This is a genomic window from Streptomyces sp. NPDC039430 (assembly GCF_055639435.1).
This window is the reverse complement of record NZ_JBVKAK010000012.1, coordinates 1-16,758: the sequence shown is the minus strand read 5'-3', so window position 1 is coordinate 16,758 and position 16,758 is coordinate 1. Positions and strand designations below refer to the sequence as shown.

Sequence of the window (16,758 nt, the reverse complement as noted above, 5' to 3'; positions counted from 1 at the left end):
TGAGGGTACCTGGTGGTAGCGCCCGAGTCAGCGTTGGTCGCGGCCGGGTCGGCGACCATCGCCCGAAGTCAGCCGCGCTCGGACTTGGCGCTGCGCGACATCAGTTCCTTGAGCGCGACGAGCGGCGGCTTGCCGTTGTGCACGATCTCCACGACTGTCTCCGTGAGCGGCATGTCGACGCCGTGGCGGCGGGCGAGATCGAGCACGGACTCACAGGATTTGACGCCCTCGGCGGTCTGCTTGGTGACCGCGATGGTCTCCTGGAGGGTCATTCCGCGGCCGAGGTTGGTGCCGAAGGTGTGGTTGCGGGAGAGCGGCGAGGAGCAGGTGGCGATCAGATCGCCCATGCCGGCGAGGCCGGAGAAGGTGTGCGGGTCGGCGCCCATGGCGAGGCCGAGCCGGGTGGTCTCCGCGAGGCCGCGGGTCATCAGGGACGCCTTGGTGTTGTCGCCGAGGCCCATGCCGTCGGCGATGCCGACGGCGAGACCGATGACGTTCTTGACCGCGCCGCCGAGTTCGCAGCCGACGACGTCGGTGTTGGTGTACGGGCGGAAGTACGGGGTGTGGCAGGCGGACTGGAGCCGTCGTGCGACGGCCTCGTCCCGGCACGCGACGACGGCGGCGGCGGGCATCCGTCCGGCGATCTCCTTGGCGAGGTTGGGGCCGGTGATGACGGCGACCCGCTCGGCCGGTGCCTTGGCGACCTCCTCGATCACCTCGCTCATCCGCTTCGCGGTGCCGAGTTCGACGCCCTTCATCAGCGAGACGAGCACGGTGTCGGCGGGCAGTACGGGCGCCCACTCGGCGAGATTGCCGCGCAGCGTCTGCGAGGGCACGGTGAGCACCGTGAACTCGGCGCCGCGGGCGGCCGCCGCGGGATCGGTGGTGGCCCGTACGCCGGCGGGCAGTTCGAAGCCGGGCAGATAGTCCGGGTTGGTGCGTGAGGTGTTGATCGCCTCGACGACCTCCTCGCGGCGGCCCCAGACCGTCACGTCGCACCCCGCGTCGGCGAGGACCATGGCGAACGCCGTACCCCACGAACCCGCTCCGAAGACGGCGACCCGCGTCACTTCGACCCCTCTTCCGCGGCCTTGCGCCGCTGTTCCGCCCTGGCCTTGCGATGGTCGTACGCGGCCGTGGGCACCGGCTCTCCGCGCAGCTCGGAGAGCAGTTCCGTGATCGCGGCCATGATGACCTCGGTGACCTCGCGCAGCAATTCGGGGGTGATGTCCCTGCCGTAGTAGCGCGCCAGGTCCACGGGCGGTCCGACCAGCACCCGGTGCGTCTTGCGCGGGAAGAGGTCCGGCTTCTTCGCGTACGGCGGCAGCAGCAGGTTGGCGCCCCACTGCGCGATGGGGATGACCGGGCACTTGGTCTGGAGGGCGACCCTGGCGACACCGGTCTTGGCGGTCATGGGCCACAGGCCGGGGTCGCGGGTGAGGGTGCCCTCGGGGTAGAAGGCCACGCACTCGCCGCGCTCGACGGCGTCGATGGCGGCGCGGAAGGCGCTCAGCGCGTCGCTGGTCTCGCGGTAGACGGGAATCTGGCCGGTGCCGCGCATCACGGCCCCGATGAATCCCCTGGTGAATAGGCCGTGCTTGGCGAGGAAGCGCGGAACACGGCCTGTGTTGTACTGGAAGTGCGCGTACGCGAACGGGTCGAGGTGCGAATTGTGGTTCACCGCGGTGATGAATCCGCCGTCGGCCGGAATGTGCTCCGCACCCTTCCAGTCCCGCTTGAGCAGCACGATCAGCGGCGGTTTCGCGATGGCCGCCGCCAGGCGGTACCAGAAGCCGATTCTGCGGCGGGACACTCGGACACCTTCCTCTTTCTCACCCGGCTCATGCCCGGCTGCCGGGGGTCAAGTGTGGCCCCGGGCCCCTGCTCTGTCGAGAACACCGTACGCCTCGCTTCCGGGACCGCCTGTGTGGGCCGGGACGGTGCCGGGCCACAATAGAGGGCGGATACACCTGGGCCGCCACAGCATGGACGGAGAGTCCGCCACGAACACCGACCCGACCGCCCGCTGGTCTCTGGTCGTCCCCCTCAAACCGCTCCGGCTGGCCAAGAGCAGGCTCGCCGGGGCGACGGGCGACGCCCTGCGCCCGCGGCTCGCCCTCGCGTTCGCGCAGGACACCGTGGCGGCCGCGCTGGCCAGCCCCGCGGTCCGGGATGTGGTGGTCGTCACGGACGACCCGACGGCGGGCGCGGAACTGGCCGGTCTGGGGGCCCGTATCGTGCCCGACTCCCCGGCGGGCGGTCTCAACGCGGCGCTGGCGCACGGCGCCCGGGCCGTCAGGGCGGTGCGGCCGCGGGCGGCCGTGGCCGCGCTCAACGCGGATCTGCCGGCGCTGCGGCCCGCCGAACTGACCCGGGTGCTCTCCGCCGCGGACGCATTTCCGCGCGCCTTTCTCGCGGACGCCGCCGAAATCGGCACGACATTGCTGACGGCCGCGCCCGGTGCCGAATTGAATCCGGCTTTCGGCGGTCCCTCCCGGCATCGGCATTTGTCCTCGGGCGCGGTGGAAATACTCCTGACCGGGGTCGATTCCGTACGGCGGGACGTGGACACGGGTGATGATCTGCGGGCGGCGGCGGCGCTGGGTCTGGGCCCGTACACGGCCCGCCGGTACGCGCCGCGCGGCCCCCTGCCCGCCGCGTGGCCGGCGGGCCGTACGACGGGCACCGGCGGCCTCCGCGGGCCGGCGGAGGACCGCTACGCTGCGGTGATGCAGGCGACCTCGTACACCTACGATTCCGAGACCCGCGCCGGGAGTGTGCTGCTGGACGACGGCACCCCGGTGGAGTTCGACGCGGCGGCCTTCGACGCCGGCGGACTGCGGCTGCTCAGGCCGGGACAGCGCGTCCGGATCGAGACCGAGGGCGCGGGCGCGTCCCTCCGGATCACACTGGTGACGCTCCAGACGCTCTGACGCGTCGCGTCCAGGGCCTTCCGTTCCCGCTACAACGCCGCGGGCCGGGCTCCCCGAGGGGAGCCCGGCCCGGCGCGTGTGGCCCTGTGCCGCTTCTGCCTACTTCTTCCTGGCGGCGGTCTTCTTCGCGGTGGTGGTGCGCGCGGTGGCCTTTCGCGCGGGGGCCTTCTTGGCGGTCGCCTTCTTGGCCGGCGCGGTCTTCTTCGCGGTGGCCTTCTTGGCCGCGGCCGTCTTGGCGGTCTTCTTCGCCGGCGCGGCCTTCTTCGCGGTGGCCTTCTTCGCGGCGGAGGTCTTCTTGGCCGCGGTCTTCTTGGTGGCGGTGGCCTTCTTGGCCGCCGTCTTGCGGGCCGCCGCGGTCTTGGCGGTGGCCTTCTTGGCCGCGGCCTTCACGGTCGTACGGGCGGAAACGCCGCCCGAGAGGCTGCCCTTGGGGGCCTTCTTGACGGCCACATCGTTCTTGGGGAGCTTCTTCGAGCCGCTGACCAGGTCCTTGAAGCCCTGCCCCGCGCGGAAACGCGGCACCGAGGTCTTCTTGACCCGGACGCGCTCACCGGTCTGCGGGTTACGCGCGTAACGGGCCGGGCGGTCGACCTTCTCGAACGAGCCGAATCCGGTGACCGAGACCCGGTCGCCGGCGACCACCGCGCGGACGATCGCGTCGAGTACCGCGTCGACCGCGTCCGCGGCCTGCTGACGTCCGCCGACCTTGTCCGCAATCGCTTCTACGAGCTGCGCCTTGTTCACGTCTTCCCCTTCGGAGACATTGCCAGAACGAAAGTGTTCAAGCTTTTTCGCACGTTAGGCAGATATATACCGCAAATCAAACACGAAACGGGCTAATCACCCTAGTGCCGCAACGAAGTCGACCTGGCGGAGATCCGCGGAGGTCAGTCGCCTTCCGGAAATCGACCCTCGTCCAGGTCCTTCATCAAGCGGTCCAGACGCCGTGCCGCTTCCGGGAGATCATGTTTCGCCGCGGCCGTGATGACCAGCAGCTTCCGGGAGAGCGCCATCCGTACGCCATCCGGGACTTGCAGTGCACGCACCTTCGCGTGCGCTTCTTTGAGTTGTTCGGCGACTAACCCGTAGAGCTTGAGTTGGCTGTCGCGTTCCATGCACCGATTGTGCCATCTGGGGCGAGTTGTCGCCCGACGGGGGCTCAACAAGCAACTGCACCCCCTGCCGGGAGGCAGGGGGTGCAGTAGGGGAAAAGCGCTGCTCAGGCGGTAATTGTGCGCGGTTTGAAGGACGGCCTGGCGGCCTCGTACGCGGCGATCTCCGCTTCGTTCTGAAGGGTGAGGCTGATGTCGTCGAGCCCGTTCAGCAACCTCCACCGGGCGTTCTCGTCAAGCTCGAAATCAGCCGTCAACGTTGCTCCGTCGGGGGAGGCCGCCCGCACCTGGCGCTGCTCCAGGTCCACGGAGATCTCGGCCGTGGGGTCGCTCTCCGTGATCTTCCAGAGGGCGTCCACGACCGGCTGCTCCAGAACCACGGTCAGCAGACCGTTCTTGAGCGAGTTGCCGCGGAAGATATCGGCGAACCGGGAGGAGATGACGGCCTTGAAACCGAAGTTCTGCAGGGCCCAGACGGCGTGTTCGCGCGACGATCCCGTGCCGAAGTCCGGTCCCGCGACCAGCACCGTGGCCCCCGCGTACTCGGGGCGGTTGAGGACGAACTCGGGGTCCTTGCGCCAGGCCTCGAAGAGCCCGTCCTCGAAGCCGTCGCGGGTGACCTTCTTGAGCCAGTGGGCCGGGATGATCTGGTCGGTGTCCACGTTGCTGCGGCGCAGCGGTACGGCGCGGCCGGTGTGGGTGGTGAAGGCTTCCATGGTTATCGCGCTCCAGCGGGCGTACGGGCGCCGGCATCGGTGTCGGACAGATCGGCGGGCGAGGCCAGGTGGCCCAGCACGGCGGTGGCGGCGGCGACCTGGGGAGAGACCAGGTGGGTACGGCCGCCCTTGCCCTGCCGGCCCTCGAAGTTGCGGTTGGAGGTGGACGCCGAGCGCTCGCCGGGCGCGAGTTGGTCGGGGTTCATGCCCAGACACATCGAGCAGCCCGCGTGCCGCCACTCCGCTCCCGCGGCGGTGAAGACCTTGTCCAGGCCCTCCGCGACGGCCTGGAGGGCGACCCGTACCGAACCGGGGACCACCAGCATCCGTACGCCGTCGGCGACTTTGCGGCCGTCGAGCAGCGAGGCCGCCGAGCGCAGGTCCTCGATACGGCCGTTGGTGCAGGAACCTACGAAGACGGTGTCGACCCGGATGTCGCGCAGCGCCTGCCCGGCGGTCAACCCCATGTATTCCAGGGCCCTTTCGGCGGCGTGGCGCTCCGAGGCGTCCTCGTACGAAGCCGGGTCGGGGACGTGCGAGGAGAGCGGCGCTCCCTGGCCGGGGTTGGTGCCCCAGGTGACGAACGGGGCCAGTTCCGCGGCCTCGATGAAGACCTCGGCGTCGAAGACCGCGTCGTCGTCGGTGCGCAGGGTCTGCCAGTAGGCGACCGCCGCGTCCCAGTCCGCGCCCTCGGGGGCGTGGTCACGGCCCTTGAGATAGTCGAAGGTGGTCGCGTCGGGGGCGATCATGCCCGCCCTGGCCCCGGCTTCGATGGACATGTTGCAGATGGTCATCCGCGCTTCCATCGAGAGCTTCTCGATGGCGGAGCCCCGGTATTCGAGGATGTAGCCCTGGCCGCCGCCGGTGCCGATCCTGGCGATGATCGCGAGGATCAGGTCCTTGGCGGTGACGTCGGCGGGCAGTTCGCCCTCGACCGTGATCGCCATGGTCTTGGGGCGGGCGAGCGGCAGCGTCTGGGTGGCCAGGACATGCTCGACCTGGCTGGTGCCGATGCCGAACGCCAGCGCGCCGAAGGCCCCGTGCGTGGAGGTGTGGCTGTCGCCGCAGACCACGGTGGTGCCGGGCTGGGTCAGGCCCAGCTGCGGGCCCACCACATGGACCACGCCCTGCTCGACATCGCCCAGCGGGTGCAGCCGTACGCCGAAGTCGGCGCAGTTCTTGCGCAGCGTCTCCAACTGGACACGGGAGACGGGGTCCGCGATCGGCTTGTCGATGTCGAGGGTGGGGGTGTTGTGGTCCTCGGTCGCGATGGTGAGGTCGAGCCGCCGGACCTTGCGGTCGCTCATCCGGAGACCGTCGAACGCCTGGGGGCTGGTCACCTCGTGCAGCAGGTGCAGATCGATGAAGAGGAGGTCGGGCTCGCCCTCTGCGCGCCGGACGACATGATCGTCCCAGACCTTCTCCGCGAGTGTCCTACCCATCGCTTTCCCTCCGACCGGCTCTCACAGCCGGCGCTCCTAGAGATATGTGGGCCCACGTCCGTTCCCCACGCACCGGACGTCGACTGGAGACCCGTCGGTCCGCGGGCCCGTCCATACAGGTTCGCAAGTTCCTTGGGAAATTGAACTTGCGTTTCACAGAGTGAGACGCGAGTATCGTTTCATGGACAACTCTAGCGGCGTCGGCGTTCTCGACAAGGCTGCTCTGGTATTGAGCGCCCTGGAGTCCGGTCCGGCCACCCTCGCCGGACTGGTCGCGGCGACCGGGCTCGCACGGCCCACGGCACACAGACTGGCCGTGGCACTGGAACATCACCGGCTGGTGGCGAGGGACATGCAGGGCCGGTTCATTCTCGGCCCGCGGCTGGCCGAGCTGGCCGCCGCGGCCGGCGAGGACCGCCTGCTGGCCACGGCCGGACCCGTACTCACACATCTGCGGGACATGACCGGCGAGAGCGCGCAGCTCTACCGACGCCAGGGTGACATGCGGATATGCGTGGCGGCGGCCGAGCGGCTCTCCGGACTGCGGGACACGGTCCCGGTCGGCTCCACGCTCACGATGAAAGCGGGCTCCTCGGCCCAGATCCTGATGGCCTGGGAGGAGCCCGAGCGGCTGCACCGCGGTCTCCAGGGAGCCAGGTTCACGGCGACGGCGCTCTCGGGCGTACGGCGCAGGGGCTGGGCCCAGTCGATCGGCGAGCGCGAGCCGGGCGTGGCCTCGGTCTCCGCGCCGGTACGGGGGCCGTCCAACCGCGTGGTCGCGGCGGTCTCGGTATCCGGACCGATCGAGCGGCTCACCCGGCACCCGGGCCGGATGCACGCCCAGGCCGTGATCGACGCGGCGGGCCGGCTGAGCGAGGCCCTGCGCCGCAGCGGCTGATCCCCCGCCCTCGCTCCCGGGACCCCGTCCTTGGCCTGTCCTTTCCGTACGCGCCCGTCGCACTCTCCGTTATGTACGTTCCTCCACCGGCAGGCCGCTCCAGCGCCGCAGCGGCCGGGCCGAGGCCGGACTCCGGCGCATCCCGTGCAGGCGGGGCGGTGAAGCCCAACAGGGCGCTGAGCGGCGGCGGTTGACGGCGCGGTGGCGGTAAGCGTGGACAGCGCAAAGGCCCTCCCGCGAACGGAAGGGCCTTCTCGTACTGCTCGTTGTACCCCCGACCGGATTCGAACCGGCGCTACTGCCGTGAGAGGGCAGCGTGCTAGGCCGCTACACAACGGGGGCATGGACCGAAGTCCAGCTGGGCTACCAGGACTCGAACCTAGAACAACGGAACCAGAAACCGTCGTGTTGCCAATTACACCATAGCCCATAGGTGGTTTAGACCAGTACCCCCGACCGGATTCGAACCGGCGCTACCGCCTTGAGAGGGCGGCGTGCTAGGCCGCTACACAACGGGGGCCCTAGCGATCCTGCATCGACGTGTCCGGGTGCGACCCGAAGCCGTCGGAGAGAAGGATCTGTACCCCCGACCGGATTCGAACCGGCGCTACTGCCGTGAGAGGGCAGCGTGCTAGGCCGCTACACAACGGGGGCGTTGCAGAAACATCTGCGCTGGGCTACCAGGACTCGAACCTAGACTAACGGAACCAGAAACCGTCGTGCTGCCAATTACACCATAGCCCACCAAAACTGAACCCCCGGACGGGGGTTTGTCTGGCTTGCGCTTCCCGGGCGGACCTTTCGGTCTTCTTGGGCGGCGCAGGAAGAACATTACCCGATCGCGGACAGCGCTCCAAAACGGGTATCGCCGCGCAGCAGACCGGGAAGCTGGCCGAGATCGGTGATCCGCACCAGCTCGGGGCGCCCGCCGATCCCGCCCCGGTCCAGCCAGACGCCGGCGAGCCCCGCGGCCACCGCCCCGCGGGCGTCGATGTCCGGCTCGTTGCCCACGTACGCCACCTCCCCGGGGTCCAGCGCCAGCGCGTCGCAGGCGGCGTGGAAGGCGGCGGCGTGGGGCTTGGCGACACCCAGCTCGGCCGCGCACACCACGGCCTCGAAGTGCTCGCGTACCCCGAGGACCCGCAGCTTGCGGTCCTGGTTGTGGATGCTGGAGTTCGACAGGACGGCCTGCCGGTAGTCGGCGGCCAGCACGTCCAGCACGGCGAGGCTGTCGGGAAACAACGACCAGGCGGACTCGTAGTGAACGATGTACCGCTGGAACCAGGCGTCCGCCTCCGCGTCGCTCAGCTCGGTCCCGAGGAACATCCGTACGCGGTCGCGCCGCTGCCCCTGGAAGTCCGTCTCCCCCGCGGCGAACCGGTCCCAGTTCAGATCGGTGATCTCCCGCCAGCGCCCGAGGGCCCGGTCGACGGTGGGAAACCGGTCGACCAGGCCCTCGGCGGCGAGATGATCCTGCATGCCGGCGCGGTCCGCGCTGGTGTAGTCGAAGAGGGTGTCGTCGATGTCCCAGAGGACGGCACGGATCGGCATGCCATCGACGGTACCTCCCGGCGCCCGACCGGACCGGGGATCGGGGGCGATCCCCGGTCCCCCGTCCCGGCCTCCGTCTCAGGAGGTCAGCTTCGCCAGTGCCGCGTCGACGCGGGACAGCGTGCGCTCGCGGCCCAGGATCTCCAGGGACTCGAAGAGCGGCAGACCCACCGTGCGGCCCGTGACCGCGACGCGGACCGGGGCCTGTGCCTTGCCCAGTTTGAGGCCGTGCTCCTCGCCCGCGGCGAGTACCGCGTTCTTGAGCGCCTCGGCGTTCCACTCCGCCTCGGCGATCTTCGTACGGGCCGTGGCCAGCAGGGCGTCCGCGCCCGGCTTCATCGCCTTCGCCCAGGACGCCTCGTCCTCCACCGGCGCGTCGAGGAAGAGGAAGTCGACATTGGCGGTGATGTCCGAGAGGACCGTGACCCGGGTCTGGGCCAGTGGCGCCAGCGCCTCGAAGGCCGTGGCGTCGAAGGACTCCGGCGCCCAGGGCGCGTGCGGGGCCTTCAGCCAGGGTCCGCACGCCTCGATGAACGTCTTCACATCCAGCAGCCGGATGTGGTCGGCGTTGATCGCCTCGGCCTTCTTCAGGTCGAAGCGGGCCGGATTGGCGTTGACGTCCGCGATGTCGAACGCGGCGACCATCTCCTCCATCGAGAAGATGTCGCGGTCCGCGGCGAGCGACCAGCCCAGCAGCGAGAGGTAGTTGAGCAGCCCCTCGGGCAGGAAGCCGCGCTCGCGGTAGAGGTTGAGGGACGCCTGCGGGTCGCGCTTGGAGAGCTTCTTGTTGCCCTCGCCCATGACGTACGGGAGGTGTCCGAACGCCGGGATCTCCTTGGCGATGCCCAGCTCGATCAGCGCCTTGTAGAGCGCGACCTGGCGCGGGGTGGAGGAGAGCAGGTCCTCGCCGCGCAGGACGTGGGTGATCTCCATCAGCGCGTCGTCGACCGGGTTGACGAGCGTGTAGAGCGGGGCGCCGTTGGCGCGCACGATCCCGTAGTCCGGGACGTTCTCCGGGGTGAAGGTCAGCTCACCGCGGACCAGGTCCGTGAAGGTGACCGGCTCGTCGGGCATCCGGAAGCGGACGATGGAGGTGCGGCCCTCCGCCTCGTACGCCGCCCTGCGCTCCGCGGTCAGATCGCGGCAGTGGCCGTCGTACCCCGAGGGCCGGCCGGCCGCGCGGGCCGCCTCGCGGCGCGCGTCCAGTTCCTCGGTGGTGCAGTAGCAGTGGTACGCGTGGCCCGCGGCGAGCAGCTTCTCGGCGGTGTCGCGGTAGAGGTCCATCCGCTGCGACTGGCGGTACGGCGCGTGCGGACCGCCGATCTCGGGGCCCTCGTCCCAGTCGAGCCCCAGCCAGCGCATCGAGTCGAGCAGCTGCTCGTACGACTCCTCGGAGTCGCGCGCCGCGTCGGTGTCCTCGATGCGGAAGACCATGGTGCCGCCGCTGTGACGGGCGAACGCCCAGTTGAACAGGGCGGTGCGGACCAGTCCCACATGGGGGTTGCCGGTCGGCGAGGGACAGAAACGTACACGGACGGGTCCGTTAGCCACGCTTGATCACCTTGTTGGTGAGAGTGCCGATGCCTTCGATGGTGACGGCGACCTCGTCGCCGACGCTGAGGGGGCCCACCCCGGCGGGGGTGCCCGTGAGGATGACGTCGCCCGGGAGCAGCGTCATGGCCTCGGTGATGTGGACGATCACGTCCTCGATGGAGCGGATCATCTCGCTCGTCCGGCCCAGCTGCCGCTGCTCGCCGTTGACCGTGCACTGGAGGGTGAGGTCGGAGGGGTCGAGATCGGTCTCCACCCAGGGGCCGAGCGGGCACGAGGTGTCGAAGCCCTTGGCGCGGGACCACTGGTTCTCGCTGCGCTGGGCGTCGCGCGCCGTGACGTCGTTGGCGCAGGTGTAGCCGAAGATGACGTCCTTCACGCGCTCGCGCGGGACCTCGCGGCACATCCGGCCGATGACGACGGCGAGTTCGGCCTCGTAGTGCACCTCCGTGGAGAAGGAGGGGTACTCGATGGCGTCGCCGGTGCCGATCAGCGCGGTGGTCGGCTTGAGGAAGACGACGGGGACTTCCGGTACGGCGTTGCCGAGTTCGGCCGCGTGATCGGCGTAGTTGCGGCCGATGCCCAGGATCTTGTTGCCGATCACGGGCGGCAGGAGCCGGACCTTGCTCAGCGGGACCTTGGTGCCGGAGAGCTCGAAGTCGGCGTACGGAATGCCCTTGATGATGTCGAGGACGAGGCCGGCGGGGTCACCGCTGCCGTCGCCCTCGACCGCGCCGAAGGCGACATTGCCGTCGATGGAGAATCTGGCGATGCGCACGGGATGCTGTCGCCCCTCACTCTTGCTGGCTGGTCTGGAGACTGACACTCCAGGCTAGACGAGAGGAGGGGGGAGGCGGATCAGCCGGATTCGGGCCCGGCGGGAACCTACTGGGCGACGGGCGCGTCCATGAGAGTCGTACGGCGGGGGTTGGCGGTCCGGTTCGGCAGCTCGACGGCGTGCTCCGGGTGCTCCACGGGGACCAGTTCCTCGGCGTCCTTCAGATGCGCCAGCGTGGTGCGCCGGGGGTTGGCGGTCGTGCGGAAGATCATCGTCGTCTTCATCTCTGCTGTCAGACCCTGTCGGTGTACGGGCGCCGGGGCGCCGCTTGTCGGATATGCCATCCCTGTAAAGCGTCAGGCTAAACAGCCAATTCCCCGCCGGGGCGGGCATCCACCGGCGATCATCGTGTGAGTTTGCTCACGACTCACCCGGCATTTCCCGCATTACGGGCAGGGTTCATCGATCAAGGAAACGGACAATGCGTTACTGAACGTTACATTCCGCTCCTGATCATCAGGACTGGGACACCCCCCACCCGTAGGTGGCTCGTCAATAAAAGTCCCTTTCCTCCGCGAACCCTTTCTACGGCTTGTGACGCGGCGCTCACACCGTGTCATTCAGGTCACAGGGCACCCGTCTGCCCTTGTTGGAGATCCTGCACTGTGCTGGAATTCCCCCCACCGCCGCGGGTTTCAAGCACCGGCGCGCAAGGGCGCGACGCAGCGCCGAGTGGCGGTGGGGAAGGGGAGCAAGCGCCGGTCACTCACGACCGCCATGGGGAGCGCTCAGCACCCCACGACGCCGACACCGTCCCGCCGTTCGCGGGGGGACGCCTGGTCCAGAGGTTGCGACGCTAGTGCAGGGACGTTTCAAGAGGGATAGCAGCGCTGCGGCGGAGCAGGAGTCCCGTGGCGGAACCGACCGCGGCTCCTCGCCCCAGCACACCCAGAACCCGGGCCCGGCATCGTCCGGCGAGGCCGGCGGACGTGCGGGACGCCCCGGGACGGCTCCGGGCGGCGCGGGAGCCCAGGCCACGCCCCAGTCAGCGCCCAAGGCCGCGGCGCCGGCTGACGCGGGGTCACGAATAGCGCTGCGCAACTGGCGCATCAGCACGCGCCTGGTGGCGCTGCTCACCCTCCCCGTGGTCGCGGCGACCACCCTGGGTGGACTCCGGATCAACGAGTCGTTGAACGACATGCAGCAGCTGGAGCACATGCAGCTGCTCACCAAGATGACCAAGGAGGCGACCAGCCTGGCCGCCGCGCTCCAGCTGGAGCGTGACGAGTCGGCAGGTCCGCTCAACAACGGCGTCAACGCCAAGGACTTCAAGGTCCAGGACCGCCGTACGTCGACCGACCGCGCGAAGAGGGCCTTCCTCGACGCCACGGTCGACATCGGCAACACCGACGGCGACCAGGCGCTGGAGAGCATCCGCTCCAACGTCAACCAGATCGCCACCCAGGTCAACAAGATCAACGAGATCCGCAAGGACGCGTACTCGTCCGACGCGCACTCGCTGACGGTCGACGCGTACAGCGGACTGATCGACTCGCTGCTGAGCCTCTCCCAGGACATGGCGCAGGCGACCAGCAACCCGGACATGATCAAGCGGACCCGCGCGCTGGCCGCGTTCTCGTCCGCCAAGGAGTACGCGTCGATCCAGCGGGCGATCATCGCCGCCGCGCTGCCCGCCGACCCGAAGACCAAGGGCAAGCTCACCGAGAACGACCGCCTCTACGGTCTGGCCGCGGCGACCAAGGAGAAGAACGCCCTCACCTCCTTCAGCCGGCTCTACGAGTCGATGGGCGGCGACGCCGAAGAGCTGATGGCTCCGCTCAACGGCCAGGGCAACCCGGAGATCCAGGCGTCCGAGAAGTACGCGGACCGCGTCCTCGGCACCACCGACGGGCTCCAGACGCAGCCCAACCGCTCGTATCTGGACTGGACCGACCAGGCTTCTACGCGGATCGACGCGATGAAGACCATCGAGGCCACGCTGCTGGGCGAGATGGAGGGCAAGGCCCGCGAGCTGCGCACCAGTTCGCAGCAGGACGCGCTCATCAACGCCGCCGTCATCCTGCTCGTCCTCGGGGTCTCGCTGGTCGGCGCCTTCGTGGTGGCCCGCTCCATGATCCGCTCGCTGCGCCGGCTCCAGGACACCGCGACACGGGTCGCCCAGGAACGGCTGCCCGAGCTGGTCAAGCAGCTCTCCGACTCGGACCCGCAGGATGTCGACACCTCCGTCGAGTCGGTCGGTGTGCACTCCAAGGACGAGATCGGAAAGGTCGCCGCGGCCTTCGACGACGTGCACCGCGAGGCGGTCAGGCTCGCCGCCGAGCAGGCCCTCCTGCGAGGCAACGTCAACGCGATGTTCACCAACCTCTCGCGCCGCAGCCAGGGCCTCATCCAGCGCCAGCTGTCCCTCATCTCCGAGCTGGAGTCCCGCGAGGCCGACCCGGACCAGCTCTCCTCGCTCTTCAAGCTCGACCACCTCGCGACCCGTATGCGCCGTAACGGCGAGAACCTCCTCGTCCTCGCGGGCGAGGAGCCGGGCCGCCGCTGGACGCGCCCCGTCCCGCTGGTCGACGTGCTCCGTGCCGCCGCCTCCGAGGTGGAGCAGTACGAGCGCATCGAACTGGCCTCCGTTCCCACGACCGAGGTCGCGGGCCGGGTCGTCAACGACCTCGTCCACCTCCTCGCCGAGCTGCTGGAGAACGCCACGTCGTTCTCCTCGCCGCAGACGAAGGTCCGGGTCACCGGTCACGCGCTGCCCGACGGACGGGTGCTCGTCGAGATCCACGACACCGGTATCGGCCTCTCGCCCGAGGACCTCGCGGCGATCAACGAGCGGCTCGCCTCGCCGCCCACCGTGGACGTCTCGGTCTCGCGCCGCATGGGTCTGTTCGTGGTCGGCCGGCTCTCGCTGCGTCACGGCATCCGGATCCAGCTGCGCCCCTCCGACTCGGGCGGTACGACCGCGCTGGTCATGCTGCCGGTCGATGTCGCCCACGGCGGCAAGAAGGGCCCGGTGGGCCGGCCGGGCGCGGGCGCCGGTCCCGGTGCCCACACCGGCGCGGGCCAGGCTCCCGCCGGTGCGGGCGGCCAGCTGACCGGTGCTCCCGGCGCGGCCGGCGGCAGCCGTCCCGGCCTCGGTGCCGGAACCGGCGGCGGTCTGCTCGGCGCGGGTGCGCCGCGCGGCCAGGTGGGCGCCGGTACGGGCCCGCGCGCCGCGCTGCCGTCCCGCGGCGACGGCCCCCAGGGCGGCGGGTCGCGGGATCCGCAGCGTCAGGGGTCCGGTTCCGGCCAGCCCAGTGTCTTCAGCCAGAACGCCTTCGGCGCGCCGCCCCAGAACGGTCCGGGCCAGAACGGTCCGGGCCAGAACGGTCCCGGCCAGGGCGGTCAGGGACAGAACGGCCAGGGCCAGGGCCGTACGGACCGTCCCGGCGCGCAGAGCGGACCCCACAGCGGGCAGGACCAGGGCGTCCGGGCCGGCCAGGGCGGTCAGAACGGCTTCAGCGGCCACGCCCAGAACGCCTTCCACCAGGGCCAGCAGGGTGGCGCCCCCGACCGCGGCCGGCAGCTCCCGCCGCCCGGCGGACCGCGCGCCGAACTGCCCGGCGGCACCCCGCAGCCCCCGTCCCCGCGCCCGCAGACGACGGGTTGGGGCAGCGAGCAGCAGGCCGTCCCGCCGCGTCCCTCGCTGGACACGCCGCGCGGTCACGAGGAGCACGAGTCCACGGGCCAGTTCGCCCGGCCCACGGCCGAGCAGCAGGGCCCCGGTGCCACGGCGGAGTTCCAGCGCCCGGACTTCAACGGGCCCCGGCCCGACCAGAATCCGGCGCAGCGCGGTGGCCCGCAGGACGCGGCGTCCACGGCCGCGTTCCCCCGTCCCGACTTCGACGCGCCGGCCCCGGCGGGCTACGGCTCCGGGGAGTACGGCGTCCCGCAGGGCCAGAACGCGCAGTCCGGCTTCCGCCCGGCGGAGTACCCGTCGTCGGATTACAGCGCTCCGCAGCAGGGCTTCAACGCCCCGCGGCCTCCGGCGCCCGCTCCGGCACCCGGTTCCGAGGGCGGCTACCGCCCGCCGAGCCTGCCGCCGCAGCACCAGCCGGAGGCGCTGCCCCCGGCCGGTCCCGGAGACGGCCGTACCCCGCTGTACGACAACCTGGAGACCAACTGGTTCCACGGTTCGCAGCAGGGCGGCGGCCAGCAGCCGCAGGACCGGGGTCCGGCCGCGCAGTCTCCCGTACCGCCCGCGCAGCAGCGTGAACCGATGCCGCGGCGCGAGCCCGCCAACGGTTCGGGGCCGGGCGGCCAGGGCACCAACGGCTCCGGTTTCCAGACGTCCGGTACGAACGGTTCCGGTTTCGGCGCCCCGGGGGCGAACGGATCCGGGGCCAACGGCGCCGGCATCACCTCCTCCTGGCGTACGTCGCCCAACGACGAGCTGGTGCGCCAGGCCGAGAGGGTCAAAAAGCCCCAGGCCGGCGGCATCACCACCTCCGGTCTGCCCCGCCGGGTCCCGCGCGCCAACCTGGTGCCGGGGACCGCGCAGGAACAGAACAACCAGGCCGGTCCGCAGGTCTCGCGTGCGCCGGCAGACGTACGCGGCCGGCTGACCAATCTCCGTCGGGGTATCCAGCAGGGTCGTCAGGCGGGCAACACCGGCCCGACGAACAGCGGCTTCAACCTCGGCACCTCTCACCAGCAGGAGCGTTAGTTGAGTCCGATGAGTCAGGCTGCGCAGAATCTGAACTGGTTGATCACCAACTTCGTGGACAACACCCCTGGGGTGTCCCACACGGTCGTGGTCTCCGCCGACGGACTTCTGCTGGCCATGTCCGAGGGCTTCCCCCGCGACCGCGCCGATCAGCTCGCGGCCGTGGCGTCCGGTCTGACCTCGCTCACCGCGGGGGCTTCCCGGATCTTCGAAGGCGGCCCGGTCAACCAGACCGTGGTGGAGATGGAGCGCGGCTTCCTCTTCCTCATGTCCGTCTCCGACGGTTCCTCCCTGGCCGTGCTCGCGCATCCCGAGTGCGACATCGGCCTGGTGGGGTACGAAATGGCCCTCCTGGTCGATCGCGCCGGTACGGTCCTCACCCCGGACCTGCGCGCCGAGCTCCAGGGAAGTCTGTTGCACTGAGGCTCCCGAGGACCGTCCCAAGCCCCATCACCGTCAGGCCGCCCAACCGGCCCCCCACCGGCCAAGTCAGACGGCACGCAGACACCCTGCTGTCACGCCCGGAGGATTCATGACCCCGCCACCCGCCTCTCACGATCCGTACGGCGCCTCGGTCGACGCGTCGTACGGTCCTGAAGGCGATCAGCCGCTGGTACGTCCGTACGCCATGACCGGCGGCCGGACCAGGCCGCGGTACCAGCTCGCCATCGAGGCGCTGGTGAGTACGACAGCAGACCCGGCGCATCTCGCCACCCTGCTCCCCGAGCACCAGCGGATCTGCCACCTGTGCCGCGAGGTCAAGTCGGTGGCCGAGGTGTCGGCGCTGCTGACGATGCCGCTGGGCGTCGCGCGCATTCTCGTGGCCGACCTGGCGGAAGCGGGCATGGTCGCGATCCACCAGCCGGGTAACGGAGAGGCCGGCGGCACGCCGGATGTGACACTGCTCGAAAGGGTGCTCAGTGGACTTCGCAAGCTCTAGCGGCGGAGCGGCCCGGTCGACCACCAGCGCGAAGATCGTGGTGGCGGGCGGCTTCGGCGTGGGCAAGACCACGTTCGTCGGCGCCGTCTCGGAGATCAACCCGCTGCGTACCGA

General features: G+C 70.2%; 14 protein-coding genes, 5 tRNA genes and 2 pseudogenes. 6 read left to right on the top strand and 15 right to left on the bottom strand.

Features of this window, described 5'->3' with window-relative positions; genetic code table 11:
• Nucleotides 1–68: 68 nt before the first annotated feature.
• Both ACZ7LS_RS26810 and ACZ7LS_RS26805 read right to left on the bottom strand, forming a co-directional pair.
• Nucleotides 69–1,070: an NAD(P)H-dependent glycerol-3-phosphate dehydrogenase gene (locus ACZ7LS_RS26810; RefSeq protein WP_382517242.1), complete on the bottom strand. Its 1,002-nt coding sequence runs from the start codon at nt 1,068–1,070 to the stop codon at nt 69–71.
• Nucleotides 1,067–1,813: a lysophospholipid acyltransferase family protein gene (locus ACZ7LS_RS26805; protein ID WP_382517245.1), complete on the bottom strand. Its 747-nt coding sequence runs from the start codon at nt 1,811–1,813 to the stop codon at nt 1,067–1,069. Before ACZ7LS_RS26805 ends, ACZ7LS_RS26810 begins: the two co-directional genes overlap by 4 nt.
• A gap of 172 nt (nt 1,814–1,985) precedes the next feature.
• On the opposite strand from ACZ7LS_RS26805, the pseudogene cofC reads away from it, so the two are divergent.
• Nucleotides 1,986–2,636: pseudogene (gene cofC, locus ACZ7LS_RS26800) on the top strand (2-phospho-L-lactate guanylyltransferase); the annotation flags it as partial.
• Nucleotides 2,637–3,032: 396 nt separating this feature from the next.
• Here the strand turns inward: cofC and ACZ7LS_RS26795 are convergent.
• The 4 genes from ACZ7LS_RS26795 to leuC form a co-directional block, all read right to left on the bottom strand.
• Nucleotides 3,033–3,677, bottom strand: a complete 645-nt coding sequence (locus tag ACZ7LS_RS26795; RefSeq protein WP_382664687.1) for an HU family DNA-binding protein — start codon at nt 3,675–3,677, stop codon at nt 3,033–3,035.
• A 143-nt stretch (nt 3,678–3,820) separates the two neighbouring features.
• Complete coding sequence (locus ACZ7LS_RS26790) at nt 3,821–4,048, bottom strand: SCO5555 family protein (protein ID WP_129772239.1); 228 nt, start codon at nt 4,046–4,048, stop codon at nt 3,821–3,823.
• A gap of 104 nt (nt 4,049–4,152) precedes the next feature.
• Nucleotides 4,153–4,761: a 3-isopropylmalate dehydratase small subunit gene (leuD, locus tag ACZ7LS_RS26785; protein WP_382664689.1), complete on the bottom strand. Its 609-nt coding sequence runs from the start codon at nt 4,759–4,761 to the stop codon at nt 4,153–4,155.
• A 2-nt stretch (nt 4,762–4,763) separates the two neighbouring features.
• Complete coding sequence (gene leuC, locus ACZ7LS_RS26780; protein ID WP_382664690.1) at nt 4,764–6,203, bottom strand: 3-isopropylmalate dehydratase large subunit; 1,440 nt, start codon at nt 6,201–6,203, stop codon at nt 4,764–4,766.
• Between the two features lie 181 nt (nt 6,204–6,384).
• Here leuC and ndgR point away from each other — a divergent pair, with 181 nt between their 5' ends.
• Nucleotides 6,385–7,101: an IclR family transcriptional regulator NdgR gene (ndgR, locus tag ACZ7LS_RS26775; RefSeq protein WP_030351789.1), complete on the top strand. Its 717-nt coding sequence runs from the start codon at nt 6,385–6,387 to the stop codon at nt 7,099–7,101.
• Nucleotides 7,102–7,370: 269 nt separating this feature from the next.
• On the opposite strand, the gene ACZ7LS_RS26770 is transcribed toward ndgR, so the two are convergent.
• The 9 genes from ACZ7LS_RS26770 to ACZ7LS_RS26730 form a co-directional block, all read right to left on the bottom strand.
• A tRNA-Glu gene (locus tag ACZ7LS_RS26770) sits at nt 7,371–7,443 on the bottom strand.
• A gap of 16 nt (nt 7,444–7,459) precedes the next feature.
• A tRNA-Gln gene (locus tag ACZ7LS_RS26765) sits at nt 7,460–7,531 on the bottom strand.
• A gap of 17 nt (nt 7,532–7,548) precedes the next feature.
• Nucleotides 7,549–7,621: transfer RNA gene (locus ACZ7LS_RS26760), tRNA-Glu, on the bottom strand.
• A gap of 61 nt (nt 7,622–7,682) precedes the next feature.
• Nucleotides 7,683–7,755 (bottom strand) — tRNA-Glu (locus ACZ7LS_RS26755).
• Between the two features lie 18 nt (nt 7,756–7,773).
• Nucleotides 7,774–7,845 (bottom strand) — tRNA-Gln (locus ACZ7LS_RS26750).
• A gap of 87 nt (nt 7,846–7,932) precedes the next feature.
• Nucleotides 7,933–8,652, bottom strand: coding sequence for an HAD family hydrolase (locus ACZ7LS_RS26745; protein WP_385133358.1), 720 nt, complete (start codon nt 8,650–8,652; stop codon nt 7,933–7,935).
• A 78-nt stretch (nt 8,653–8,730) separates the two neighbouring features.
• Nucleotides 8,731–10,203 carry a glutamate--tRNA ligase gene (gene gltX, locus ACZ7LS_RS26740; protein ID WP_382517262.1) on the bottom strand — a complete coding sequence of 491 codons (1,473 nt, stop codon included), beginning with the start codon at nt 10,201–10,203 and terminating at the stop codon, nt 8,731–8,733.
• A complete protein-coding gene (locus ACZ7LS_RS26735; protein WP_356511337.1) occupies nt 10,196–10,981 on the bottom strand; it encodes a fumarylacetoacetate hydrolase family protein in 786 nt (261 codons plus the stop codon). The genes gltX and ACZ7LS_RS26735 overlap by 8 nt, the downstream gene beginning before the upstream one ends.
• Before the next feature lie 107 nt (nt 10,982–11,088).
• Nucleotides 11,089–11,325: a hypothetical protein gene (locus ACZ7LS_RS26730; RefSeq protein ID WP_193564126.1), complete on the bottom strand. Its 237-nt coding sequence runs from the start codon at nt 11,323–11,325 to the stop codon at nt 11,089–11,091.
• Between the two features lie 515 nt (nt 11,326–11,840).
• Between ACZ7LS_RS26730 and ACZ7LS_RS26725 the strand changes: the two genes are divergently transcribed.
• From ACZ7LS_RS26725 to ACZ7LS_RS26710, 4 genes and pseudogenes are all read left to right on the top strand, one after another.
• The gene (locus ACZ7LS_RS26725; protein WP_382664694.1) at nt 11,841–15,704 is read left to right on the top strand and encodes a sensor histidine kinase; all 3,864 of its coding nucleotides are present in this window, start codon (nt 11,841–11,843) and stop codon (nt 15,702–15,704) included.
• Nucleotides 15,705–15,713: 9 nt separating this feature from the next.
• Entirely contained in the window at nt 15,714–16,127 is a 414-nt protein-coding gene (locus tag ACZ7LS_RS26720; RefSeq protein ID WP_030351794.1) for a roadblock/LC7 domain-containing protein, read from the top strand.
• Nucleotides 16,128–16,236: 109 nt separating this feature from the next.
• Nucleotides 16,237–16,644 carry a DUF742 domain-containing protein gene (locus tag ACZ7LS_RS26715; RefSeq protein ID WP_030351795.1) on the top strand — a complete coding sequence of 136 codons (408 nt, stop codon included), beginning with the start codon at nt 16,237–16,239 and terminating at the stop codon, nt 16,642–16,644.
• Nucleotides 16,625–16,758, top strand: a pseudogene (locus ACZ7LS_RS26710) (ATP-binding protein); the annotation flags it as partial. The gene ACZ7LS_RS26715 and the pseudogene ACZ7LS_RS26710, both read left to right, overlap by 20 nt.

Excerpts from the sequence above, each read along its gene's own strand:
- ACZ7LS_RS26790 (WP_129772239.1), bottom strand. The coding sequence starts at position 4,048 with ATGGAACGCGACAGCCAACTCAAGCTCTACGGGTTAGTCGCCGAACAA.
- leuD (WP_382664689.1), bottom strand. The coding sequence starts at position 4,761 with ATGGAAGCCTTCACCACCCACACCGGCCGCGCCGTACCGCTGCGCCGC.
- leuC (WP_382664690.1), bottom strand. The coding sequence starts at position 6,203 with ATGGGTAGGACACTCGCGGAGAAGGTCTGGGACGATCATGTCGTCCGG.
- ndgR (WP_030351789.1), top strand. The coding sequence starts at position 6,385 with ATGGACAACTCTAGCGGCGTCGGCGTTCTCGACAAGGCTGCTCTGGTA.
- ACZ7LS_RS26745 (WP_385133358.1), bottom strand. The coding sequence starts at position 8,652 with ATGCCGATCCGTGCCGTCCTCTGGGACATCGACGACACCCTCTTCGAC.
- ACZ7LS_RS26730 (WP_193564126.1), bottom strand. The coding sequence starts at position 11,325 with ATGGCATATCCGACAAGCGGCGCCCCGGCGCCCGTACACCGACAGGGT.
- ACZ7LS_RS26720 (WP_030351794.1), top strand. The coding sequence starts at position 15,714 with ATGAGTCAGGCTGCGCAGAATCTGAACTGGTTGATCACCAACTTCGTG.
- ACZ7LS_RS26715 (WP_030351795.1), top strand. The coding sequence starts at position 16,237 with ATGACCCCGCCACCCGCCTCTCACGATCCGTACGGCGCCTCGGTCGAC.